The following is a 22,295-nucleotide window of genomic DNA, read 5'->3' on the forward strand; positions in this document are numbered from 1 at the left end:
AGATGGCTGGTTGGACCTTGGACCCTTCTGGCGGGCTACTTGTAGGCGGCGAATGCCTTCGAGAAGGCGTGGGGGTCCTGGAGGATCGAGCTGCAGGTCGCGTCGGCCGAGGGCTTGGTGCCGCCGGGGCACTGCTTGTCGCGGGTGGCGGACCACATGGAGAGCCAGCCGATCCCCTTCGACCTGGCGAAGTCCACGAGCTGGGTGGCGTCGTCGACCTTGAAGATCTCCGTCACCACGTCGTTGACGCCGATCATCGGGGTGACGGCGACCGCCTTCCAGGCCGCCGACTCGGACAGGCCCAGAACTCCCTTGATCTGCGCCTGCGTCGCCGTGGCGGCCTGTTCGGCGTAGGTGCCCATGTCGCCGCTGTACGCCGGGCCGTAGTCCATCGCCATGATGTTGACCGTGTCGATGCCGACGCCGTTCGACTTGGCGTCGGCGAGCAGGTTCACGCCGTCCTGGGTGAGCCCCTCGGGCATGACGGGCAGGGTGAACGAGATGTCCAGGTCCGGGTGTTCGGCCTGGAGCGTGGCTATCGCCTTCGCCCGGCGGGTGTTCGCCGCGGTGTCGGGGAGCGCACCGCCCTCGACGTCGAAGTCGACCTTCGTGAGCTTGTACGCGTCCACCACCTTCTCGTACGCCGCCGCGAGGGCGTCCGCCGAGGAGCAGTTGAGGGCCAGTTCCGAGCCGGCCGCGCCGCCGAAGGAGACGCGGACGTCGCCGCCCTTGGCGCGCAGGGCGCCGATCTGCGCGGCGACCGCGTCGGTGCCGAGGTCCGTCACGCCGCCCCACTTGGGGGTGCAGCCGCCGCCGTCCGTGACGAAGGCGAGGTTGTAGTCCTTCACGCCGGTGGCCGTCGCGGCGGCGACCAGGTCGAAGGCGGGGTAGAGGGAGGTGTCGACGTAGGGCGCGAAGCCGGCGGTGGCCGCCGTGCCGCCGTCGGTGGACTCGGAGGGCGAGGCGGTGGGACTCGCGGTCCGGGTCGGGGTGGCCGTGGGAGTGGCCGTGGGGGTCGCGGTGGGCTTGGGTGTCGTGGTCTGCGTCGGGCGGCCGGTCGGTTCCGGGGTCGCCCCGTCGTCCACCGAACACTTGGCGTCGTCGATGAGACAGCCGGTGGGGGTGCCGGAGCCGTTCACCACGAAGCCGACCGTCACCGACTCGCCCTTGGCCAGCCCGTCCTTGTCCCAGGCGGGCGGCCTCACGGTGACGTGCCGTCCGCTCACGCTCGACTCGCCGTTCCACAGGGAGCTCAGCTCGGCCCCGGACGGCAGGTCGAACTCCAGCGTCCAGTCCGTCTTCGCCGTACCGGTGTCGTTGGTGACGACGTACTGCGCGGTGTAGCCGGTCGACCAGTCGCTGGTCCTGGTGTAGGCGGCGCCGACCCCGGCCGCCTGCGCCGTACCGGAGAACACGAGGGCTCCACCGCCGACCACGGCCGCGGCGACCACGCCTCCGATCGCCTTGTTCCTGCCGTTGACCGTGCGCCGGTGGGTGCTCATGGCGTGCCTGCCTTCGCTGTTCCGTCAGTCCCCGAGGGGGTCACGGGTGGGGGTGGGGTGCGGCAGCACGCTAGCGAGCCGGAAACGGGCAAACAGCCTGATCCGGACGGGGGTTGGGGATCTTAGGGTGCGCTTAAGGAAGGGATCGGGACCGGTTAAAGGTCGAGACCAATTTGGCCGATCGGCGGCGGCGCACCGAGCCCCGGTGACCTCGCCTCTCGGGCTCCCGGCCGTCGAGCTGGATCCAGATCCGCACCTCGGTCCCGCCCAGGACGGAGCGCCCGATCCGTACGTCCCCGCCCGTCGACTCCGCGAGCCTGCGCACGATGTCGAGCCCGAGCCCGGTCGAGCCGTCGCTGCCCGATCCGCCGCCCCGCGCCATCGCCGCCTCGGGGTCGGTGATCCCCGGGCCGGCGTCCGAGACGAGCACGATGACGGCGTCCTCGCCGTTGTGCACGTCGACCGCGAAGGCGGTGCCCTCGGCCGTGTGCCGGAAGACGTTCCCGAGCAGCGCGTCCAGCGCGGCCACCAGGTCGGCGCGGGCCACGGGTATCCGTACCGGCCGGTCGACCCCGGCCACCCGCACCTTGCGGCCCTCGTCCTCCGCGAGCGCCGACCAGAAGTCCATCCGCTCCCGGACGACCTCGGCCGCGTCGCACCCGGCACCCACGCCTATCGCCGCGGTCTGCGGCTTGGCGTCCCGGGCGGTCCGGATGATCGTGTCGACCTCGCGCTCCAGCTGCGCGACGGCGGCCCGGGTCTGCTCGGCGGCGGGCCCGTCCCCCAGCGAGGCCGCGTTCAGCCGCAGCACGGTCAGCGGTGTACGCAGCCGGTGCGAGAGGTCGGCCGCCAACTCCCGCTCGTTCGCGAGCAGTTGGACGACCTGGTCGGCCATGGAGTTGAAGGCGACCGCCGCGAGCCGCAGTTCGGTCGGCCCCTCCTCGGGCACCCGGGCGCCCAGCTTCCCCTCCCCCAGCTCGTGCGCGCTCTCCACCAGTCGCTGAGCGGGCTTCACCATCCGCACGCCGAGCCGGTCGGCCACCGCGACCGAGCCGACGATGAGCGCGACACCGACCCCGGCGAGCACGGCCCAGGCCGTGGCCACGCCATTGGTGACCTCCGACTGCGGTACGTACACCTCCACGACGGCGATCTTGCCCGTACTCAGCGCGATGGGCTGGAGCAGCGTGAAGCCGCCGGGGACCTCGGTGGTGGAGGCCCGGCCCAGCTTCCGGGTCGTGGCGATGTCCTTGCCGACGGCGCGCTGCCGGCCGAGGTCGACCGCCTCCACCCCGTCGCTCGCGGGTATGTGGACGGCCATGCCCTCGTCCGAGCCCGCCGAGGCGACGACCTTCTCCAGCTGGCGCCGGTCGGTGGTGATGGAGAGGGCTGGGGCGATGGCCGCGGCCTCCCGCTCGGCATTCGAGAACGCGCGGTCCCTCGCCATCTCCCTGATGACAAGCCCCAGCGGCACCGCGAAGGCCACTACGACCATGGCCGTCACCGCCACACAGACCTTGACCAGTGCCCATCTCATCGCGGCGGCTCCGCTCCCGACGGTCCCGGCGGCTCCAGCTTCACACCCACTCCGCGCAGGGTGTGCAGATAGCGCGGGCGGGCCGCCGTCTCGCCCAGCTTCCGCCGCAGCCAGGACAGATGGACGTCGATGGTCTGGTCGTCCCCGTACGACTGCTGCCACACCTCGGCGAGCAGTTCCTTGCGGGCCACGACGACCCCGGGCCGCCCGGCGAGGAAGGCCAGCAGGTCGAACTCGCGCCGGGTCAGGTCGAGTCGTACGCCGTCCAGCTCGGCCTGGCGGCGCAGCGGGTCGATGGACAGTCCGCCGACACGGATCTCCGGCGAGGGCGGGGCCTCCCCTGCCGTGGACCGGGCGCGGCGCAGCACCGCCGCCATGCGTGCCGCCAGGTGCTCGACGGAGAACGGTTTGGTCAGGTAGTCGTCCGCGCCGTCGTTCAGCAGCCGCACGATCTCCGTCTCGTCGTCCCGGGCGGTCGCGACGATCACGGGCACGTCGGTGATGCCGCGCAGCATCTTCAGCGCCTCCGACCCGTCCAGGTCGGGCAGGCCGAGATCCAGGATCACGACGTCGAAACGGAAATGGGCGACCTCGCGCAGCGCCTCAAGTGCCGTACCGACGCTGCGCACGGTGTGCGCGGCCTCGGTCAGATGCCGGATGAGGGCCGAGCGCACGAACTGGTCGTCCTCGACCACGAGCACACTTGCCATGGCCCGCAACCTACGCCATACGAGGTGGGCCGGTCCGGGGCCTGTGGATAACCGTCCGGGCAGCACCGACAGGGGACATGTGTGGGGCGCGTGGGGCAGTATGGCCCGCGATGCGCAGAGGACTCGTACACGGCTTGGCTTGGTCGCTCGCCACGGGCGCGGCGGTCACGCTGTCGTGGTGGGGTGTCCACACGGTGATGGCGGGGACGGCGTACGACCCGCCGCTCGCGCTGCCCATCCCGGCGGACGGGACGACCGCGCAGGGCGCGAAGCCGCTCGCCTCCTCGACGAGTCGGCCCGAGTCGGGGCCGGAGACCGGACCGTCGAAGAGCCGTGAGCCGAGCGCGGGGCGTTCGCCCTCCGCCCCGGCTTCGTCCTCGCCTTCGACCTCCCCTTCGCCCTCGAAGTCGGCGGGTGCGGGAGGTGCCGCTTCCGGCGCGGGTGCCTCCGGCGAGGTGAAGAGTTACGACACCGATGGGGGCCGGGTCGTGTTCGACCTCGGCAAGTCGTACGCGTCGCTGGTGTCGGCGACGCCCGCGTCCGGGTGGTCGATGCAGGTGTGGAAGACCGAGACGTGGATTCGGGTGGAGTTCTCGGCGGGTGCTGATCGGGTTTCGGTGTTCTGTACGTGGCACGACTCCGCGCCGCGGGTTTCGATCAACGACTACTGAGCGCCGAACTGCCGGCGGGACATGCCTACCGGAACACCGATGGCGGGGGTGCCGGTGAGGCGACCGCTGCCGCGTCCGTGACCGGGGTCGCTCCGCCGGTGAAGTCCCGCAGCGCCTTGCCGTGTTCGACTCTCGCCGGGTGGGGGTCGGAGGCGGCGCGGCGGGTCAGTTCGGGCACGGGGAGGGGGACGGCCGAGGCGATCAGGACGGCGTTGCCGAAGCGTTTGCCGCGCAGGACCGTCGGGTCGGCGACGAGGGCGAGTTCGGGGAAGACCCCGGCGGCGGTGGCGATCTGGCCGCGCAGATGCGCGAGGGGCGGGCCGTCGGCGAGGTTGGCGGCGTACATGCCACCGGCGTTGACGACCCGGCGTACGTCGGTGAGGAACTCGCCCGATGTCAGATGCGCGGGGGTCCGTGCCCCGCTGAACACGTCCGCGATGACCAGGTCCGCCCAGCCGTCCGGCACCTTGGCGAGCCCTTCGCGCGCGTCGACGGACCGTACGCGGATCCGGGCGTTCGGGTCCAAGGGCAGTTCGCGGCGGACCAGTTGGACGAGCGCCGCGTCCCGTTCGACGACCTGCTGGGTGGAGCGGGGCCGGGTGGCGGCCACGTACCGGGCGAGGGTGAAGGCGCCCCCGCCGAGGTGCACGACCTGTACGGGCTTGCCGGGCGGGGCGACGAGATCGATGACGTGACCGAGCCGGCGCTGGTACTCGAAGCTCAGGTACGAGGGGTCGTCGAGGTCGACGTGCGACTGCGGGGCCCCGTCGATGAGCAGCGTCCAGGCGCGCCCCCGGTCCCGGTCGGGCATGAGCTCGGCAAGCCCGCCGTCCACGCTCTCGACGACGGCCGAAGCGGCAACACGTCTGTCACCGCCCCGCTTGTCGTCCGCCCGCTTGTTCTTAGCCCGCGCCATCCACCCATTATCGACGGCACCGGACGGTTCGGCTCAGCGACGGCGGGCCCCCGTCCTTCAGGGGCGCGGGGCTGCGACACTCAACGGCAGTTGTCCGCCGCCTCGATCAGACGAGCCGCCTCCCCCAACGCGGCGCGCAGCACCGCGGGATCCGTGGCCAGCTCGGCGTCGCCCGGAGGCAACAGCCAGTCCGACCCCTCGACCGGCGGCTCCGGCGCCAGCCGAAGGCCCCGCCCGTCCGTCCGCGTACACGTACTGCCCGGGACGTCCCAGGCGGAAGCCGTCCCCGACGGCACCAAAAAGCCGAGCGTGTCGCAGCTGTCGTCGTGCAGGACGGGGCCGACGGCCTCCGCCGACGCACCGCGCCGCAGGATGTCGACCGCCTCCAGCCCCTGCCGAGCGGGGACGGTCACGAGATCACAAGGATCGACGCTCTGCCTGCTCTCCATCCTGGCCTCCACCACGGAACCCCTCCTCGATCGGGCACACCGCATGGTTCAACGCCGTACGGCGTCAACGGCTACGGCGAAACTCGGCCGCAAAGGATGGCAGTTCATGGCAGATCAGGGATGAGATATCCGTTTTGTAGCCAAACCCCGAGTGGTGGACTCGTCACAGCGGGTACGTTCGTGCCCGCCGGAAACACAGGTGCGGCCGGGTCGACAACATGATCAACTCGCCCTGCTTCCGGCATGGTTCGACGGTTCGTGAGAGAGGGCCCGGCCATGGCGTCGTCACCGATGACCTCGTCGTCCCAGTCACCTCGGCCGGCGCGGCCGAATCTCGCCTTCCGGCGGCTGCGCGGCCAGCGCTCGCCCGGCGAGTTCGCCGCGGCGGTGCGACGGGCCGCCCGGGAGATCGACGAGCAGGTCAGCTGCGACGCGCGTTACATCGGGCGGGTCGAAGCGGGAGAGATCCGGTGTCCCAACTACGCGTACGAGCGGGTGTTCCTGCACATGTTCCCCGGCCGGACGCTGACGGACCTGGGTTTCGTGCCCCGTTCGGCGGTACGCGGCCGAGGGGCGCGCACCTTCGAGGAGGCGCCCGACCCGCACACCACGAGCCCGATGTACGCCCCGCATGAGACGGACGGGGCGTACGAGCCGTATGACACCACGTACGGCTCGCACGAACCGAACGACCGGTATGACCCGCACGAGATCGACGACCAGAACCACGAGGAGAGCGACGTGCAACGTCGCGCATTCATGAGCGGCGGTACCGCCACCGTGGCGGCCGCCTCACTGGGCCCCATAGGGCTCGCGTTCAGCGGCGCTGCCGTGGCGGCGGACCGTTCCGTGCGCCGGCCCGGCGAGGCCGAGGCGGGGGCACTGGAAGAGGCCGTTCGCAAGATCAGGCTGCTGGACGACCGGCACGGCGCCGACGGGCTGTACCGCAGGGCGTCGGCTCCGCTGCGGGCCGCGTACGCCCTGCTGGACGCGGGCGCCGCGCGGCAGGCGACCGCCGAGCGGCTGCACACGGGGGCCGGTGAACTGGCCATCTCCGTAGGGTGGCTGGCACACGACTCGGGGCGTTTCGAGGACGCGCGTTCGCACTACGCGGAGGCGCTCGCGACCGCCCGGGTGGCCGGGGACCCGGCCCTGGAGGCGCACGCCTTCTGCAACACGTCCTTCCTCGCGCGTGACGCGGGACGGCCGCGCGAGGCGGTACGGGCGGCCCAGGCGGCCCAGTTCGCGGCGCGCCCGCTGGGCTCGGCGCGGCTGCTGTCGCTCCTCTCGCTGCGCGAGGCGGGCGGCTGGGCGGGCCTCGCCGACCGCAGGGGCTGCGAACAGGCGCTGACCCGCGCGCAGGCGCTGTACGGACGCGGCCCCTGTGACGCCGATCCCGAGTGGATGAGCTTCTACGGAGACGCCGAGTTGGCCGGTCTGGAGGCCCAGTGCTGGTCGACGCTGGGCGACTGGTCCCGCGCGGCCCATCAGGCGCGGCGCGCAACCCGGCTCCAGGACCCGCACTTCACCCGCAACCTCGCCCTCTACACGGCCGAGCTCGCCGACGACCTGGCCCGCGCCGGGCACCCCGACGAGGCGGCGGCGGCCGGACTGCGCGTCCTGGACCTGCTGGACGAGGTCCAGTCGTCCCGCGTGCAGACGATGCTGGCGGGGACGGCCCGGGTCCTGCTGCCGCACCGCCGCGCTTCGGGGGTGTCGGACTTCCTGGAACGGCACGGGGCGCTGCCGCGACCGGCCTGAGCGAGCGGGGCTACGCCGCCAGGTGGGCGCAGTCGTTCCACGTCTCGATCGCGGGCTCTCCGTAGGCCCAGCCCAGGACCGAGAGGGAGGTCGGGTTGAGGCGGATACGGGACGCGAAATCGATGTCCAGGCCGAGCCAGCGGGCCCCGATGGAGCGCAGGATGTGTCCGTGGGCGAAGACCAGTACGTCACGGTCGGCGGAGCGGGCCCACTCGACGATCTCGTCCGCGCGCGCGGCGACCTCGGCGAGGGTCTCGCCCCGGGGCACCCCGTCCCGCCAGATCAGCCAGTCGGGACGGTCGGCCCGGATCTCGTCGGGGGTCATGCCCTCGTACGCGCCGTAGTCCCACTCCATGAGCGTGTCCCAGGGGGTCGCCCGGTCGCCGAACCCGGCGAGTTCGCAGGTCTCACGCGCGCGTGCCAGCGGACTCGTACGGATCTCCACCCCGGGCAGGCCGTTCAGCGGGGCCCTGTGCAGGCGCTCCCCGAGCAGTTTGGCGCCGCGCCTGCCCTCCTCCAGGAGGGGGATGTCGGTCCTGCCGGTGTGCTTGCCGGACAACGACCATTCCGTCTGTCCGTGCCGGGCCAGAAGGAAACGCGGTGCCATGGAAGGGGCCTTTCAGGGAAGATCGAGCGGTGAACCGCAGGGGAACGAGGGGTGGATCACTCCATCATCGCTCACTCACGGATTGAGCAACCCGGTGGGCGATCTCTGCGTCTATGACGACCAGGGGGCGCGGCCACGGGCGACGCGCGCAGAACGTAAATTGGGCCAGGTCATTGCGGCCGGGAAAAAGCAGGAGGGGGAGGGATCGGATGTTGCGGACCGATGCACCGAGCACCGAGGCGGCACCACGTTCCCGCCTCCGCTGGTGGACCGAGCTGCCACTGATCCTGCTGGTGTACGGGGCGTACTCGGCGGGCCGGCTCCTCGCGCGCGGGGACGTGACCAGCGCCGTCGACCACGGTCTGGCGATCCTGCGCGTCGAGAAGTTCTTCTTCCTCAACGCCGAGCACCCGCTGAACCGTCTCTTCACCCGCGAGCCCTGGATCGGCATACCCGCCGACTTCTGGTACGCGTCGCTGCACTACATGGTCACGCCGGCCGTCCTGGTCTGGCTCTTCCGGTCCCGCGCCGTGCGCTACAGAGCGGCCAGGACCTGGCTGATGACGTCCACGTTCATCGGTCTGATCGGCTTCACGCTGCTGCCGACCTGCCCGCCGCGGCTGCTGTCCGCGAGCCACGGGTTCGTCGACACGATGGCCCAGTACAGCGACTACGGCTGGTGGGGCGGCGAGGCGAGCGCGCCGCGCGGGCTCGGCGGCATGACGAACCAGTACGCGGCGATGCCGAGCCTGCACTGCGGCTGGGCGCTGTGGTGCGGTGTGATGCTCTGGATGTACGGCGGCACGCGGCTCACCAAGGTGGCGGGGGTCCTGTACCCGTTGATCACCACGATCGTGGTGATGGGCACCGCCAACCACTACTTCCTCGACGCGGTCGCGGGCTTCGTCGTGATGGGGATCGGCTTCCTGCTGACCCGGCCGGTGCTGCGGCTCGCGGACACGCTCCGGGCGCGGCTGGGGATCCGGCCCTTCGCACCGGTCGCCGGGGGTTCCACAGGCGCCTCGCACGGCGCAGGTTCCTCAATTGTCAGTGCGGGGTGCCAGACTTCGGCGGGTGAGCGAATTCCCCGACAGCGCAAGGTCCCAGCCGTCCCGGGTACCGCCGAGCCGGGAGCCCCTGCGGGAGCCGAACCGGGAGCGAGTCCCCCCGGCGCGGAGGACGGGGCTCCGGCAGCGGCTCGCTGAGCTGCGCGGCCCCGAGGTCCCGCCGCAGCCGCTCGACGCGCGCGCCCTCGCGGCCCTCGCCGCGAACCCGGGGTGCAAGCGGCGCGCGATCCTCGACGGGGCCGGCGTGAACAAGACGGCACTGGCGAGCGCGCTCGGCTCGCCCTCGGCCTTCGGCCAGTCGCAGTTCGCGTTCATGCGGGGCAACGCCTTCGAGGCGCGCGTCAAGGCCGACGGCGGCGCGGAGCTGCTGCGGCTCGTGCACGAGAAGCTGGACGCGGGGGCCGTACCGCCCACGGCCGGCGCCGTTCCCGACCTGTCCGCCGTGGGCCCCGAGGGCCGCACGGCGCGTACGGCCCTGGCGCTGCGCGAGGCCACCGAGGCGGGCGTCTGGACCCTGCTCGACCACCCCCTGCTCGCCCTGGACGTCGCGGGCTCCCCCGCCTTCCTGGAGCCGGACGCGGTGGTCGTGCATCCCGACGGGAGCTGGACCGTCGTGGAGATCAAGTCCTTCCCGATGCTGGACGGTTCGGCGGACGCGGCGAAGGTGGGCGCGGCGGCGCGCCAGGCCGCTGTGTACGTCCTGGCCCTGGAACGGGTCGCGGCCCGGCTGGATGACACACCCGAGGTCCGGCACACGGTGCTGCTGGTCTGCCCGAGGGACTTCTCCAACCTGCCCACCGCGTCCGCCGTCGACGTCCGCAAGCAGCGCTCGGTCACCCGCCGCCAGCTGGACCGCCTCACCCGCATCGAGGACATCGCCGACCTGCTCCCCGAGGGCACCTGCTTCTCCCCCGACCTCCCCACCGCCGACCTGACGGCCGCGGTGGAATCGGTCCCGGCGACCTACGCCCCCGAGTGCCTCTCCGCCTGCGAGCTCGCCTTCCACTGCCGCGACCACTCCCGGGCGGAGGGCGCGGTGACCTCCCTCGGTCGCTCCCTCCGCGCCGAACTGGGCGGCCTGACGACGATCACCGACGTCCTGTCGGCGGCCCGCGGCGAAACCGGCGACCCGACCGACCCGGCGGTCGCGGCCCTGCGGAGAGCGGCCCGACTCCGAGCCGAGGCACTGGGCGACCGGACGGGACCCCTGATCGGCGGGGAGAAGCAACTGGCCGAGGCACCGGGACACACGGCGTGCTGAGCCCCTTCGCCCCCGGCCCCGAAAGGGGCGCGGGGAACCGCACGAGCAACCCCCACCGACCCGCACGTCATGCGACACCGTTCCCCGCGGAGCGTCCGGCCCGGGAGGCAGCCCCATGTCCCTGATCACCACCCTCGCCCGGCTGGAAGCCGTGGACACCGGCCGGGCCCAGCCCCTGGCCACCACCCGCCACCGCCACCTCTCCGAGCACCCGCTCGTCTTCGTACCGCTCACCACCGCGGGAGAAGCCGGGGCCCCGCTGGGCGCACTGGTCGGCACGGACCGCGAAACCCCCCGCCTCCTCGTCGTCCCCCAGCCCCGCGACCGCGACCTCCGCTTCGCGTTCCTCGCCGAGCTGGCGGACATCGTCCTGCCGTACATCGACGCGTACGCAGCGGACGTCGAGGCGGCGGAGCGCAACGAGACCGACCCGGAGACCGGCAAGCGGGTCAAGGTGGAGGTCGAACTGTGCGCGGACGCCCCGCAGTTGATCGTCCCGAGCCGCTCGGGCATCGACTTCGTACGGCTGCTCGGCCGCTCCATGCGCTTCCGCCGCACCGCCGAACAGGACCCGGAGACACCGCACCCGGCGCCCCCGCACGTACCGCTGCTCGGCCGGTGGCTCACGCACTACGGCGAGCGGTCCCGCGTACCCGGCTCCTCGCTCCTCCTCGCACTCACCGACGTCCTGTCCCGGCACTGGGCGACCGGACAGTCCAGCCTGGAGGACCAGCACCTCGGGGCGCTGCTCGCCTGGATCGACCCGCCCGAGGGCGAGTCCGGCGCCGAGGCCGCGCTACGGGCCGAGCTGCGGCGGGACGGCAAGGGACAGCTCCTCTGCCCGCCGGCCGGGCCCGCCACCGACCCGGCGTTCGACAACAAACTGCTCGCCCCCGCCATCGAGCACTACGACCGCGCGCGTACGGCACTCGCGGCGGCCGAGGACGGCATCGAGGCGGACGACCGGCTCGGTGAACTCACCGCCGCCGAGCGGAAGATCCGCGACCTCGTGGAGAGCCGCACCCGCCCCACCTGGGACGCGGTGTGGCGCGGCCTCGACCTGCTGCGCGCCCTGCCCGAGGGCGCCCACGCGGCCGACCGGTGGACCCGGGACCGCTGGTCGTTCACCGGCCACCGGGACCGGGTCCTGGCCGGCGAGCCCCCGCAGCCGCGCCGCGACGACGCGGTCACCGCGGCGAACAAACTCGCCACGCGCGAGCGCGAACAGGCCCGTCTGGAGGCCCAGGAGGCCCTCGACGACCCGCTCGTCATGGCCGGCCGGCGGCTCGCGGGCGAGGCCTTCGCGGGCGAGGTCACGGATGTCGTGATGACGTACAGCGAGGGCAAGCGGCCCAGCCCGCGCCCCCTCGTGACCGTCCGCACGGACGACCGGCCGCACTTCGGCGAGCGCGCCAAGGTCTACCGCTCGCTCGGCGGAAAGCCGCAGGCGGCGGAGTTCGTCGAGTACGTCCGGCACGAGGCGGACGGCGCCCCCGACAACCACAGCGCCGGGCACGGCAATGACCCCACCGACACCCTCGGCTCCCTGGTCGTGCTGCGCGTGGTCGACAAGATGGGCCGCGGCAAGGAGCCCGAGACCGGATCCGTACCGGAGAAGGGCGATCTCGTCTGCTTCACGCTGTTCGAGCACGAGCAGCGGGGCGGGGCGAAGCTGCCCGACCCGGAGGACACGCCGTGGACGCACGGCGGGCCGCCGGGCGAGACCGATGCCGCCGCCCCGCAACTCGAGGTGCTGCCCGACGCCGTGACCGATGAGGACGTCCTGTGACCACCGTGTTCGATCCGGGCGCCGAGGCCGCCCGCGCCACCGACGCGATCCTGCGCGACACCCTCCACGGGACGTCCCGCGGGGTCGTGGTCGACTCCCCGCCCGGCGCCGGCAAGTCCACGCTCGTCGTACGTGCCGCGCTCGAACTGGCCGATGCGGGGCGCCCGTTGATGGTCATCGCGCAGACGAACGCGCAGGTCGACGACCTGGTGCTGCGGCTCGCCGAGAAGAACCCCGACCTGCCCGTCGGCCGGCTGCACAGCAGCGACGCGGACCCGTACGACAAGGCGCTCGACGACCTGCCGAACGTCCGCAAGTCCGCGAAGGCCGGGGACCTCGCCGGGCTCGACGTCGTCATCTCGACGGCCGCGAAGTGGGCGCACGTCAAGGGCGTCGAGCCGTGGGGGCACGCGATCGTCGACGAGGCGTACCAGATGCGGTCGGACGCACTGCTGGCCGTGGCCGGGCTGTTCGAGCGGGCGCTCTTCGTGGGCGACCCGGGCCAGCTGGACCCGTTCGCGATCGTCGGCAGCGAACAGTGGGCGGGGCTGTCGTACGACCCGTCGGCGTCCGCCGTCACGACGCTCCTGGCCCACAACCCGGAGCTGCCGCAGCACCGTCTCCCCGTGTCCTGGCGGCTTCCGGCGTCGGCGGCGCCGCTGGTCTCGGACGCGTTCTACCCCTTCACGCCGTTCCGCAGCGGCACGGGGCACGGCGACCGCCACCTCGCCTTCGCCGTCCCGTCGGACGGTTCGGGCCCCGACCGGGTCATCGACGAGGCGGCGGAATCGGGCTGGGGCCTGCTGGAACTGCCCGCCCGGAACACCCCGCGCACGGACCCGGAGGCGATCCGGGCGCTCGCCCAGGTCGTACGCCGACTCCTGGACCGGGGCGGCGCGGCGACCTCGGAGCGCTCCCCCGACCCGGCCCCGCTGACGGCCGACCGCATCGCCGTAGGCACCGCACACCGCGACCAGGCGGCGGCCGTCCGTACGGCACTGGCGGAGCTGGGCGTCACGGACGTGACCGTGGACACGGCGAACCGCCTCCAGGGCCGCGAGTACGACGTGACGGTCGTCCTGCATCCCCTGTCGGGCCGCCCCGACGCGACGGCCTTCCACCTCGAAACGGGCCGCCTGTGCGTCCTGGCCTCCCGCCACCGCCACGCCTGCATCGTCGTCTGCCGCGCCGGCATCACCGACCTCCTCGACGACCACCCGTCCACAGAACCGGTCCAGCTCGGCGTCACGGTGAAGTTCCCGGACGGCTGGGAGGCGAATCACGCGGTGCTGTCACACCTGGCGGAGCACCGGGTTCCGTGGGAGTCGTGAGGGAGCGCGAAGGGTAGGAGAGAGCGTGCATCAGGGCCGGTCAGCCGCGCCCCGAGGCACTCTTGCGCAGTCAAGGGACAATGGACGGTGGCCCACCAACATGGACGGGCCGACCACCGTACGAGGAGGAGAAGTCATGGCGGAGCCCACGCCGCGTCGGAACGAGCCGCGGCTTCGCCCCGCGCCGCTGCTCTTCGAGCCCGCGGAGGCTGCTGCCGATCCCGAGCACTTTTTCGACCTGGAATCGATAGAGGATCCCCAGGCGCTGCTGGACCGCGCCACGGAGCTGACCCTCGCGTTCCGCGCGGCCACCGACCGGGCGGTCGAGTTCCAGGCGATGGCCGCCGCACAGCTCGCCGATCCCCGCCGGTTCGACCGGCTGACGCCTGCGGAGATCGCCGAACGGGCCGAGTGGACCGAGGACTACGCGAAGAAGATGGTCGAGTTCGGCCGCGAACTCCTGCGCGGCGCGGACGCCGAGGGGTACGCGGACCCGGTCTGAGCGCCGGCGGCAGCTATAGCGAGTGCCCAACCAGAAGCCGTACAGGCAGCCGAAAACAACCCCTGGCATATGCCAGGCGGGCAAGATACCCCACCCCGCACCCCCCTGTCCCCCTTTCCCGCAACCCTCAGGGACAGGCCGTTCACCCCCGGTAGCTCTAGAAGACATGAGCAGCGACCGGAACCCGGCAAGCATCGCCCCCGACAGCCCCGGCTCGGGCCCCGGCCACGGCACCGTCGAGCCGTTCCCCGACCTCCCCGACCGGTTCGACGTCTCGGGGGTCACCTCCGAGGGGGCCGCCTGGCTCGCCTCGACGGGAACGTACCCGCGCAGCACGCTCGCGTTCTGGGAGGACCGGCCCGCCGCCCCGGTGGTCCTGTCCTGCGGCTTCGCCTTCGATGTCGTCAACGCGCCCGCAATCTTCGGCCGCCGCATGCTGGACCGGCTGTGGGACGAGGGCCCGGGATCGGGCCCCGTGGCCACCTACCGGGGCCGGATGCTCCTGTTCGCCGCGCCCGGCACCGCACAGCGGCTGCCCGCGCTCCTGGAGTGGGAGGAGTGGGGCTCGGGCGGCGCCTCCGAGCGGACCCGGACCGTCCCGCCGCTCCTCTGCCACGGCACCGGTGACGCGGTGACGGTCCCGCCCCCCACCCCGACCGTCCCGGCCGCTCCCCGCACCGGCTCCCGTACCCCCGCGGAATCCCGCTGGCTGGTCGCCCCCGACACCCGCCACCCCTGGCTGCCGACCCCGGCGATCCTGCTCTGGGCTGCGATACGAGCTGCCCGGTCAGCGGCCCGCCGACGCCTCCCCGAGCCCTCCCCCGAGGCCCCGATATCGATTTTTCCTCCCGCCGATCAGGATGCTAAGGTCTACGACGTCAGCAAGCGCCGCTAGCTCAGTTGGTTAGAGCAGCTGACTCTTAATCAGCGGGTCCGGGGTTCGAGTCCCTGGCGGCGCACAGACGGTGAAAGGCCCCTCGCGAGAGCGAGGGGCCTTTCGCATGCCCGGCATGCCACCCACCGCACCCACCGCCGACAGGACGCTCTCAGCTGCCGGTGGAGATCGTCACCGTCCACGCCCCCGAAGCCGTCCGGTCCTCCACCTCGACGCGTACGTTCTCGCCCGGCACGGTGAAGCTCTCCCCGAGCGCGACCGGCGCGTCGGCGAGCGGCGGATAGACCGAGTCGTCCCAGCAGGCCGCGGACGAGGGGTGCGCGTCGACGACCTCGATCGGGCCGCCGCCGGACTGGGTCCCGCCGCGGATGCGGTAGACGAGCACTCCCTGTGAGCAGACCGCCGCGTCGTTGCCGACCGGCCCGCGCGCCTCGAAGGCGACCGCGCTGTCCCGCCCGGTCCGCACCACCGCCAGTTTCGTCCCGTTCCCGGACCCGAATCCCATGCCGTCCGACTCCGGCCCGGCACCGGGAACACCCACCCTCTCGAAGGCCTCCGAACCCGCCGCGGCCACCCCGGACCCCGCCCCCAGAGACTCCAGCGTCAGCCGCGTACCCCGTGCGCCCGCGTCCCGCACACACGCCACCTGGCGTGTTTCCAGCCACCCGAGTTTCCACTTGTGCCAGCCGAACAGGTCGGGCGCCAGGCCGAACTGGCTGCCCATGAGGTCCCAGTCGCCGACGTACGTGTCCCAGTCGCCCTTGCCGTCGGAGGGGCGGTGGTAGAGGTCGGGCAGGTCGAAGACGTGTCCGGTCTCGTGGGCCAGGACCAGCCGGTCCGGCGGATGCTTCTCGAAGACCGTGACGACCCGGCGGATGTCCTTCCCGTCGGCCCGCAGCGGCGTGTCCATGTTCACCACCTTCGTCGCGTCCGAGTCCACACCGGGCGCGTCCGGGTCGGCGACGAAGTAGACGATGTCGTAGCGGGAGAAGTCGACCCGGTCGTCCGCCGCGGCGAGGGCGTCGCGCAGATACGCCGAGCGCGCCGCCGCGCTCCAGTCGCGCTGTATGGCGTACGAGGTGGAGGCCCGCGGCATCCGGATCCACTCGGTGAGCGGGTGCGGGCGGAGCTGGAACCTGCCGTACGAGGCCCGTTCGAAGAAGCGGCTGGTGGCGGGGAAGTAATCGGCCGTCAGTTCGTCCGGCGTGGTCAGCGGGTCGGCGTCCGGGAAGGAGAGGAAGACCATGACAGCGTCGAGGCGTCTGGTGGGGCGCGGGTAGGCGGCGTTCCAGGTGTCCAGGCCCTCCGAGTGGTGCGCGTCGGTGCGCTTGAGGGCGCACGGCATGGAGAGCGGGACGGCGACCGAGGGGCCCGTCACGAGGGAGGTCGCGGCGAGGGCCGTCATGGAGGTGAACACGGCCGCGGGCGCGTGCCACCAGCGTTCGCGCCAGGTCTGCCCCCACCATGCCGGTACCCACCGACCGGGACCGGGCCGACCCGCACCGGGCCGTCCGAGGCCTCGCCAACGGGGTCGAACCCCGCCACGGGTGAGCCCCTTGAGGGGGAGCAGACGCGGCACGTCGACCTCCGGATGCGGAATTCGGGATACCGCACCCAGCCTGTGCCGTTTTGATCGTTTACGCCCTGTTTATCTGAACCAAAGGAGTGAGAGGGCCGACATCCGACCGAGAACATCAGGGAGCGCCAGGGGGGCGCCAGGACACGCCGACACCCCGAGCACTCACGGAACGTCACAAGTGATCGACCAGGGAAGGAACCCGTCCAGCTGCGGGCAGAAACGATCTGTCAGAGAGAGGGGTTCATCCGGGACACTGGACAGTAGCTGGAAGGCCCTACGGCCAACCTCTATGATCGGCACACTTTCCTGCGCGGACACGGCTAGAGCGGCCGTCCACCACCGGCCGACCCCCCGACGAGACCTGTACGACGAACGAGTGCACAGCGGGAGCGAACGGTGAGCGGAACGTCCGATGGGCCGGCGCCCGCGGTAGACCTCGTCCGGCCGGCCGTCACAGAGAGTCACATCGCGGCCTCTCGTCGCGTCGGGACCCCTCCTCACGAGGAACGGGTCCCACGCGTCGAGTCCCTGGTCGCACCCCCTCTGGACCTCTCGGCGGGGCTGCCCGCCGAGCTACCGGCCGGGCTTCCGGCCGACTTCCTCGCCGGATTCCCCTCGGGTCTCTCGGCGGGACTGTCGGCGGGTCTTCCGGCGCGGCTCTCGGCCGGTGCCCCGGCGGGCCTCCCGCCGCGCCCCGGGATCGACTTCGAGGCCGACGGCCACCCCCACACCGGCACCGATCCGCGTGCCGACGCCCATCCCCACCCCCATCCCAGTACCGGCGCCGGAACCCGGGCCGGCACCGACACCGAGGCCGGTACACGTACATTCCGCGCCACTTTCGCCGCCGCTCCCCTCGCGATGGCCGTCGTGGACCGGGAAGGCCTGGTCGTCACGGCCAACGACACCCTGGCCGCGCTCCTCGGCGCGGGCCCGGAAGGGCTCACCGGCCGGATCGCCGCCGACCTGGTGGACCTCGCCTCGGACGCCCGTACATGGCACGCGTACCGCGAGGTGCTCCGCGGCCGGCAGGCCAGACTCCGCTGCACCCGACGCCTCAAACACCCCGACGGCCACTCCCTCTGGGCCCAGGTGACGGTCAGTCCGCTGCCCGAGGAGGAGCGCGCGGTGCTGCTCTCGGTCTCCGACATCAGCGCCCGCCGCGAACTCCAGGCCCGGCTGCGCCACCTGCAGATGCACGACCCAGTGACCCGGCTGCCCAACCGCACCCTGTTCTTCGAGCGGCTTTCGGCCGCGCTGGAGGCGGAGGCGTACGAGGAATCCGGAACCGGCCGGATCGGGCTCTGCTATCTGGACCTCGACGGGTTCAAGGCGGTCAACGACACGCTCGGCCACCGCGTCGGCGACCGGCTGCTCGCGGCCGTCGCCGAGCGGCTGACCCGCTGCGCGAACGAGGCCGGGTACGCGCGAGCGGCCACCCCGCTGGTCGCCCGGCTCGGCGGCGACGAGTTCGCGCTGCTTGTCGAGGACTCCACGGGTACGGAGCAGCTCGCGGACCTCGCCGACTCCGTACTGAAGTCCTTGCAGGTGCCGTTCGACCTGTCCGGGCAGCGGCTGTCGGTCTCGGCCTCGATCGGTGTCGTCGAGCGGCACGCGGCCGGCACCACCGCGACCGGTCTGATGCAGGCCGCCGACACGACGCTGTACTGGGCGAAGGCCGACGGCAAGTCCCGCTGGACGCTCTTCGACCCGGAGCGCAACGCCCACCGGATGACCCGTCAGGCCCTCTCCTCCACGCTCCGCCCGGCCATCGAGAAGGGCGAGTTCGCGCTGGAGTACCAGCCGCTCGTGTGCATGGAGGACGGCGGGGTGCGCGGGGTCGAGGCGCTGGTGCGATGGAACCATCCTCAGTTCGGCACACTGACGCCGAATCGGTTCATCGGACTTGCCGAAGAAGACGGTTCGATCGTGCAGCTGGGCCGCTGGGTGCTGGCCACCGCCTGCCGGCAGGCCCGCCGCTGGCAGCTGGACCACCCGGACGCGGAACCCATCTTCGTCAGCGTGAACGTGGCCGTGCGTCAGGTCTGGGACTCCGACCTGGTGGCCGACGTGGCCGCGACCCTCGCGGAGACCGGACTCGCCCCGCACCTCTTGCAACTCGAACTCACCGAGTCCGCGGTGATGGGCTCCGCGGGACGGCCGCTCCAGGCCCTCCAGGCGCTCAGCGACATGGGCGTACGCATCGCGATCGACGACTTCGGCACGGGGTACTCGAACCTCGCCTACCTCAGCCGGCTGCCCGTCTCGGTGCTGAAGCTCGACGGGTCGTTCGTGCGGGGCTTCCAGTACGAGACCGGCGAGAACGGCGCGGGTCCGGACCCCCGGTCCAACCCGGCGGACGAGGTCATCGTCGAGGCGATGATCCAGCTCGCGCACCGGCTCGGTCTGACGGTCACCGCCGAGTGCGTGGAGACCGCGGGTCAGGCGTCACGGCTGCGGCGCATCGGCTGCGACACCGGCCAGGGGTGGCTCTACTCCCGGCCGGTGGCGCCGGATCGTATCTCCGCGCTGTTGACGGCGGCGGCCTGCTCTCAGGCCTGAGTCCCGCCGGTCGTGGGCAACTGGTACGCGTCCGCGATCAGTTCGTAGGAGCGCAGGCGTACGTCACTGCTGTGGGCGTTGGCGGTGAGCATCAGCTCGTCGGCGCCCGTGCGCTTCTGGAGGTCGTCGAGGCCGGAGCGGACCTCGTCGGCGGTGCCGTGGATGACGTTCGAGTTCCAGGAGTCGACGAACTCCCGCTCCATCGGGCTGAACTCGTACGCCTCCGCCTCCTCCGGGGTGGGGACCAGGCCGGGGCGGCCGGTGCGCAGGCGGACCATGTTCAGCGCGGCGGCCATGATCTGGCGGCGGGCCTCCTTCTCGTCGTCCGTCGCGAGGGCGGAGACGCCGATCAGGGCGTAGGGCGAGTCGAGTACCGCCGAGGGGCGGAAGGACTCGCGGTAGAGGTCGAGCGCCGGGACCGTGTTCTGCGCCGAGAAGTGGTGCGCGAAGGCGAAGGGCAGACCGAGGGTGCCCGCGAGGCGGGCGCTGAAGCCGGAGGAGCCGAGCAGCCAGATCGGCGGGCGGTGCGGGGACTGTACGCCGCCGGGAGAGGTCGCCTGGACGGGGCCCGGGACCGCGTGGATGCGGGCGTAGCGGTGGCCGGGCGGGAAGTCGTCGTCCAGGAAGCGGGTGAGCTCCGCGAGCTGCTCGGGGAAGTCGTCCGCGCCTTCGTTGAGGCGGTCGGTGCGGCGGAGGGCCGCGGCCGTGGCGCCGTCCGTGCCCGGGGCCCGGCCGAGGCCCAGGTCGATGCGGCCCGGGGCCATCGCCTCCAGCGTGCCGAACTGCTCCGCGATGACCAGGGGGGCGTGGTTCGGGAGCATGACGCCTCCCGAGCCCAGGCGGATGCGGGTCGTGTGGGCGGCGAGGTGGGCGAGGATCACGGCGGGGGAGGTGGAGGCCACGCCCGGCATGGAGTGGTGTTCCGCCACCCAGTAGCGGTGGAAGCCCCTGTCCTCGGCGAGGCGGGAGAGCTTGACGCTGGTGCGGAGGGCGTCCGTCGCGGTGCGGCCGGCGCCTACCGTGACCAGGTCGAGGACGGACAGTGGCACCTGCGCGGTGCCCCTCGCCTCCGCCCTGATCTCGTCGGGTTCGCTGGTGGTGTGGTCCGGTGCCGCCACGGGGGTCCTCCTGTTTGGTACGACGCGTTGTCCGCGCCTCCCCTAACAGGAGGATGGCTCCGCTTTATTCCCTCGCCCCCGCCGCCCCTACCCATTCCCGTCACTTCCTCAGGGGCTCCGCCCCCGAACCCCCAAAAGACTGCGCAGTTCCCCGCGCCCCTAGGTTCCTAGGGGCGCGGGGAACTGCGCAGCCCAGCAACGACTCACCCGCACGCATCCCACCCACGCCAGCCCCCACCCACCCCGGTCAACCCACCCACGCCAGCCCCCAGCCCCTCCGGCGTTTGAGGAGCGGGGGTTCGGGGGCGGAGCCCCTGAGTAAGGGACGGGAATGGGTAGGGGCGGCGGGGGCGGAAAAAGCCCTGGCTCCGCCCCCGCCGGGACCGTCACGCCTGGACGATCGGTTCCCGCGTAAAGAGCGCGCCCAGTTCCGGGGCGTTCACGCGGCGGTCCGTGAGGCGTAGGGCCTCCCAGACCGTGACCTGGTTGGCGGTGAGGACCGGCTTGCCGAGTTCCTTTTCCAGGGTCGGGATGTGGGAGGCCGTGTGGAGGGCGGTGTCGGGGAGGAGGACGACCTCCGCCTCCGGATGGTCGCCCGCGCGGGCCAGGGCCAGGACTTCCGCCTCACCCCACGTGCCCACCTCGGCCGCCGTGATGATCCCGGAGCTGCGTACGCCGAGGACGTCCAGGCCCGCGTCCCCCAGGAAGGTCCCGAAGAGGACGGCCACGTCGTCGGGGTACGTCGCCGCGATCGCGACCCGCTTCACGCCCAGCTCCCGTACGGCATGGACGAACGCGAAGGACGTCGAGGAGGCCGGCAGCCCCGCCGTCGTGGCCAGCGTGCGGACCTGATCGTGGGCGCCCTCCCAGCCGTAGACGAAACTGCCGCTCGTGCAGGCCCAGACCACCGCCTCGGCACCCGACAGGCGCAGGTCCTCGACCCCGGCGCCGAGGCGTGCCGCCGAGCCCATCTCCAGCAATGCGTCCACGCGGTGGGCGTCCTCCCCGATGTCCGTGTGGACGACCTGGAGGCGGATGTCGCTGCCGAGGAGCTGCTCCATGCGCGGGTAGTCGTCCTCGGCCGAATGGCCCGGGTAGAGGAATCCGAGAGCCGTCATGCCCAACCTTCCTGTTCTTCCGGTAGCGCTGGTTCTGCCGGTAGCGCCGGCGGTACGGGCCGCTGTCGCGCCGACTCGTCGATCAGCGCCTGGTACGGCCCTACCGCCCGGGTACCCAGGTGACGCAGGGCAGCCCACATCGTCACCTGGTTGGCCGAGATCACCGGGATGCGCAGTTCCGCCTCCAGCTGTGGGATGACGTCGTAGGTGGGGAGATTCGTGCAGCTGATGAAGAGCGCGTCCGCCTGTCCCCGTACGGCGTCGCGGGCCATGTCGACCACGTTGCGGTACGGGACCTTCCAGATGTGCCTGGTCAGGCCCATGTAGGCGCGGCCGGTGACCGTGATGCCCGCCTCGGCGAGGTACTCCTCCAGGGACTGGGTCACGGAGACGGTGTACGGCGTGACGAGTGCGATCCGGCGTGCGCCCAGCTCCTCCAGTGCCTCCAGGAGGGCGCCGGACGTGGTCACGGAGGGGATCTCGCCGGCCCGGGTCATGGCCTCGCACATGGCGCGCTCGCCCGGGATGCCGCCGACGAAGCTGCCGGACGTACAGGCGTACGCGACGATCTCCGGCCCGACGGCGTTCAGCGCGCGCACCGCGTCGCCGAGCGTCTCGTGCTCGCTGACCAGTCGGGCCAGGTCGAGGCTGACCTCGACGGGCACGAACGGCGTACGGGTGAGGTGGAGCGAGACCTCGTCTGGGACCCAGCGCCACAGTTCACGGTCGAGAGCGAAATCGAAGGGAGCGACGACGCCGACACCCCTTTGAGGGTGTGGTCCACCAAGGAAGGAGACGTCCATGAGCAGCCCCAACTCAGGTCGAACGAGCGGTGGTGACCGGCCCGGAGGCCGGGGGGACACAGCCGGCGCATGCCGGGACGTCGGGACAGGGGAACGGACGGGACTCCGGGATTCCCA

The 22,295-nt window shown here is 72.2% G+C and carries 19 protein-coding genes and 1 tRNA gene; 10 read left to right on the forward strand and 10 right to left on the reverse strand.

Annotated elements, in window-relative coordinates:
* Positions 1-35: 35 nt before the first annotated feature.
* The 3 genes from ACN20J_RS19015 to ACN20J_RS19025 form a co-directional block, all read right to left on the reverse strand.
* Positions 36-1,502, reverse strand: coding sequence for a cellulose binding domain-containing protein (locus ACN20J_RS19015; RefSeq protein WP_419666389.1), 1,467 nt, complete (start codon positions 1,500-1,502; stop codon positions 36-38).
* A 133-nt stretch (positions 1,503-1,635) separates the two neighbouring features.
* Positions 1,636-3,039, reverse strand: a complete 1,404-nt coding sequence (locus tag ACN20J_RS19020) for a HAMP domain-containing sensor histidine kinase (RefSeq protein WP_189843362.1) — start codon at positions 3,037-3,039, stop codon at positions 1,636-1,638.
* On the reverse strand, positions 3,036-3,749 hold the full coding sequence (locus ACN20J_RS19025) for a response regulator transcription factor (protein WP_055616868.1): 714 nt from the start codon (positions 3,747-3,749) through the stop codon (positions 3,036-3,038). The genes ACN20J_RS19020 and ACN20J_RS19025 overlap by 4 nt, the downstream gene beginning before the upstream one ends.
* Before the next feature lie 110 nt (positions 3,750-3,859).
* On the opposite strand from ACN20J_RS19025, the gene ACN20J_RS19030 reads away from it, so the two are divergent.
* Positions 3,860-4,420, forward strand: coding sequence for a hypothetical protein (locus ACN20J_RS19030; RefSeq protein ID WP_190227774.1), 561 nt, complete (start codon positions 3,860-3,862; stop codon positions 4,418-4,420).
* Between the two features lie 25 nt (positions 4,421-4,445).
* Here ACN20J_RS19030 and ACN20J_RS19035 read toward each other — a convergent pair whose 3' ends face one another.
* Both ACN20J_RS19035 and ACN20J_RS19040 read right to left on the reverse strand, forming a co-directional pair.
* Complete coding sequence (locus ACN20J_RS19035) at positions 4,446-5,336, reverse strand: spermidine synthase (RefSeq protein WP_190227773.1); 891 nt, start codon at positions 5,334-5,336, stop codon at positions 4,446-4,448.
* 80 nt (positions 5,337-5,416) lie between these two features.
* The gene (locus ACN20J_RS19040; protein WP_189843521.1) at positions 5,417-5,785 is read right to left on the reverse strand and encodes a hypothetical protein; all 369 of its coding nucleotides are present in this window, start codon (positions 5,783-5,785) and stop codon (positions 5,417-5,419) included.
* Between the two features lie 276 nt (positions 5,786-6,061).
* Here ACN20J_RS19040 and ACN20J_RS19045 point away from each other — a divergent pair, with 276 nt between their 5' ends.
* Positions 6,062-7,546 (forward strand): hypothetical protein, encoded by a 1,485-nt coding sequence (locus tag ACN20J_RS19045; protein WP_419666390.1) that lies wholly within the window; start codon positions 6,062-6,064, stop codon positions 7,544-7,546.
* Between the two features lie 10 nt (positions 7,547-7,556).
* Here the strand turns inward: ACN20J_RS19045 and ACN20J_RS19050 are convergent, their stop codons facing one another.
* Complete coding sequence (locus ACN20J_RS19050; protein WP_361887690.1) at positions 7,557-8,153, reverse strand: histidine phosphatase family protein; 597 nt, start codon at positions 8,151-8,153, stop codon at positions 7,557-7,559.
* 209 nt (positions 8,154-8,362) lie between these two features.
* On the opposite strand from ACN20J_RS19050, the gene ACN20J_RS19055 reads away from it, so the two are divergent.
* The 7 genes from ACN20J_RS19055 (at position 8,363) to ACN20J_RS19085 (ending at position 15,062) form a co-directional block, all read left to right on the forward strand.
* Positions 8,363-9,358, forward strand: coding sequence for a phosphatase PAP2 family protein (locus ACN20J_RS19055; RefSeq protein ID WP_189843367.1), 996 nt, complete (start codon positions 8,363-8,365; stop codon positions 9,356-9,358).
* Positions 9,291-10,481 (forward strand): hypothetical protein, encoded by a 1,191-nt coding sequence (locus tag ACN20J_RS19060; RefSeq protein WP_419668911.1) that lies wholly within the window; start codon positions 9,291-9,293, stop codon positions 10,479-10,481. Before ACN20J_RS19055 ends, ACN20J_RS19060 begins: the two co-directional genes overlap by 68 nt.
* Positions 10,482-10,596: 115 nt before the next feature.
* Positions 10,597-12,270, forward strand: a complete 1,674-nt coding sequence (locus ACN20J_RS19065; protein ID WP_419666391.1) for a hypothetical protein — start codon at positions 10,597-10,599, stop codon at positions 12,268-12,270.
* Positions 12,267-13,601, forward strand: coding sequence for an AAA domain-containing protein (locus tag ACN20J_RS19070; protein ID WP_419666392.1), 1,335 nt, complete (start codon positions 12,267-12,269; stop codon positions 13,599-13,601). Before ACN20J_RS19065 ends, ACN20J_RS19070 begins: the two co-directional genes overlap by 4 nt.
* Before the next feature lie 136 nt (positions 13,602-13,737).
* On the forward strand, positions 13,738-14,103 hold the full coding sequence (locus ACN20J_RS19075) for a hypothetical protein (RefSeq protein WP_189843370.1): 366 nt from the start codon (positions 13,738-13,740) through the stop codon (positions 14,101-14,103).
* A gap of 166 nt (positions 14,104-14,269) precedes the next feature.
* The gene (locus tag ACN20J_RS19080; RefSeq protein WP_419666393.1) at positions 14,270-14,998 is read left to right on the forward strand and encodes a hypothetical protein; all 729 of its coding nucleotides are present in this window, start codon (positions 14,270-14,272) and stop codon (positions 14,996-14,998) included.
* Positions 14,989-15,062: transfer RNA gene (locus ACN20J_RS19085), tRNA-Lys, on the forward strand. The genes ACN20J_RS19080 and ACN20J_RS19085 overlap by 10 nt, the downstream gene beginning before the upstream one ends.
* 87 nt (positions 15,063-15,149) lie before the next feature.
* On the opposite strand, the gene ACN20J_RS19090 is transcribed toward ACN20J_RS19085, so the two are convergent.
* Complete coding sequence (locus tag ACN20J_RS19090; RefSeq protein ID WP_361887679.1) at positions 15,150-16,403, reverse strand: M6 family metalloprotease domain-containing protein; 1,254 nt, start codon at positions 16,401-16,403, stop codon at positions 15,150-15,152.
* A 570-nt stretch (positions 16,404-16,973) separates the two neighbouring features.
* Here ACN20J_RS19090 and ACN20J_RS19095 point away from each other — a divergent pair.
* Positions 16,974-19,139, forward strand: a complete 2,166-nt coding sequence (locus ACN20J_RS19095; protein WP_246574980.1) for a putative bifunctional diguanylate cyclase/phosphodiesterase — start codon at positions 16,974-16,976, stop codon at positions 19,137-19,139.
* Here the strand turns inward: ACN20J_RS19095 and ACN20J_RS19100 are convergent.
* The 3 genes from ACN20J_RS19100 to ACN20J_RS19110 form a co-directional block, all read right to left on the reverse strand.
* The gene (locus ACN20J_RS19100; RefSeq protein ID WP_189843372.1) at positions 19,130-20,257 is read right to left on the reverse strand and encodes an LLM class flavin-dependent oxidoreductase; all 1,128 of its coding nucleotides are present in this window, start codon (positions 20,255-20,257) and stop codon (positions 19,130-19,132) included. The genes ACN20J_RS19095 and ACN20J_RS19100 overlap by 10 nt on opposite strands.
* Positions 20,258-20,643: 386 nt before the next feature.
* Positions 20,644-21,375, reverse strand: coding sequence for a decarboxylase (locus ACN20J_RS19105; RefSeq protein ID WP_190227766.1), 732 nt, complete (start codon positions 21,373-21,375; stop codon positions 20,644-20,646).
* Positions 21,372-22,178 carry an aspartate/glutamate racemase family protein gene (locus ACN20J_RS19110; protein WP_055615652.1) on the reverse strand — a complete coding sequence of 269 codons (807 nt, stop codon included), beginning with the start codon at positions 22,176-22,178 and terminating at the stop codon, positions 21,372-21,374. Before ACN20J_RS19110 ends, ACN20J_RS19105 begins: the two co-directional genes overlap by 4 nt.
* Between the last annotated feature and the right edge of the window lie 117 nt (positions 22,179-22,295).

This window comes from Streptomyces sp. 2-1 (assembly GCF_048564895.1).
GTDB lineage: Bacteria > Actinomycetota > Actinomycetes > Streptomycetales > Streptomycetaceae > Streptomyces > Streptomyces phaeochromogenes.

Coding starts and splice junctions, on each gene's coding strand:
- ACN20J_RS19015 (WP_419666389.1), bottom strand. CDS start 1,502: ATGAGCACCCACCGGCGCACGGTCAACGGCAGGAACAAGGCGATCGGA.
- ACN20J_RS19020 (WP_189843362.1), bottom strand. CDS start 3,039: ATGAGATGGGCACTGGTCAAGGTCTGTGTGGCGGTGACGGCCATGGTC.
- ACN20J_RS19025 (WP_055616868.1), bottom strand. CDS start 3,749: ATGGCAAGTGTGCTCGTGGTCGAGGACGACCAGTTCGTGCGCTCGGCC.
- ACN20J_RS19030 (WP_190227774.1), top strand. CDS start 3,860: ATGCGCAGAGGACTCGTACACGGCTTGGCTTGGTCGCTCGCCACGGGC.
- ACN20J_RS19035 (WP_190227773.1), bottom strand. CDS start 5,336: ATGGCGCGGGCTAAGAACAAGCGGGCGGACGACAAGCGGGGCGGTGAC.
- ACN20J_RS19040 (WP_189843521.1), bottom strand. CDS start 5,785: ATGGAGAGCAGGCAGAGCGTCGATCCTTGTGATCTCGTGACCGTCCCC.
- ACN20J_RS19045 (WP_419666390.1), top strand. CDS start 6,062: ATGGCGTCGTCACCGATGACCTCGTCGTCCCAGTCACCTCGGCCGGCG.
- ACN20J_RS19050 (WP_361887690.1), bottom strand. CDS start 8,153: ATGGCACCGCGTTTCCTTCTGGCCCGGCACGGACAGACGGAATGGTCG.
- ACN20J_RS19055 (WP_189843367.1), top strand. CDS start 8,363: ATGTTGCGGACCGATGCACCGAGCACCGAGGCGGCACCACGTTCCCGC.
- ACN20J_RS19065 (WP_419666391.1), top strand. CDS start 10,597: ATGTCCCTGATCACCACCCTCGCCCGGCTGGAAGCCGTGGACACCGGC.
- ACN20J_RS19075 (WP_189843370.1), top strand. CDS start 13,738: ATGGCGGAGCCCACGCCGCGTCGGAACGAGCCGCGGCTTCGCCCCGCG.
- ACN20J_RS19080 (WP_419666393.1), top strand. CDS start 14,270: ATGAGCAGCGACCGGAACCCGGCAAGCATCGCCCCCGACAGCCCCGGC.
- ACN20J_RS19090 (WP_361887679.1), bottom strand. CDS start 16,403: ATGACGGCCCTCGCCGCGACCTCCCTCGTGACGGGCCCCTCGGTCGCC.
- ACN20J_RS19105 (WP_190227766.1), bottom strand. CDS start 21,375: ATGACGGCTCTCGGATTCCTCTACCCGGGCCATTCGGCCGAGGACGAC.
- ACN20J_RS19110 (WP_055615652.1), bottom strand. CDS start 22,178: ATGGACGTCTCCTTCCTTGGTGGACCACACCCTCAAAGGGGTGTCGGC.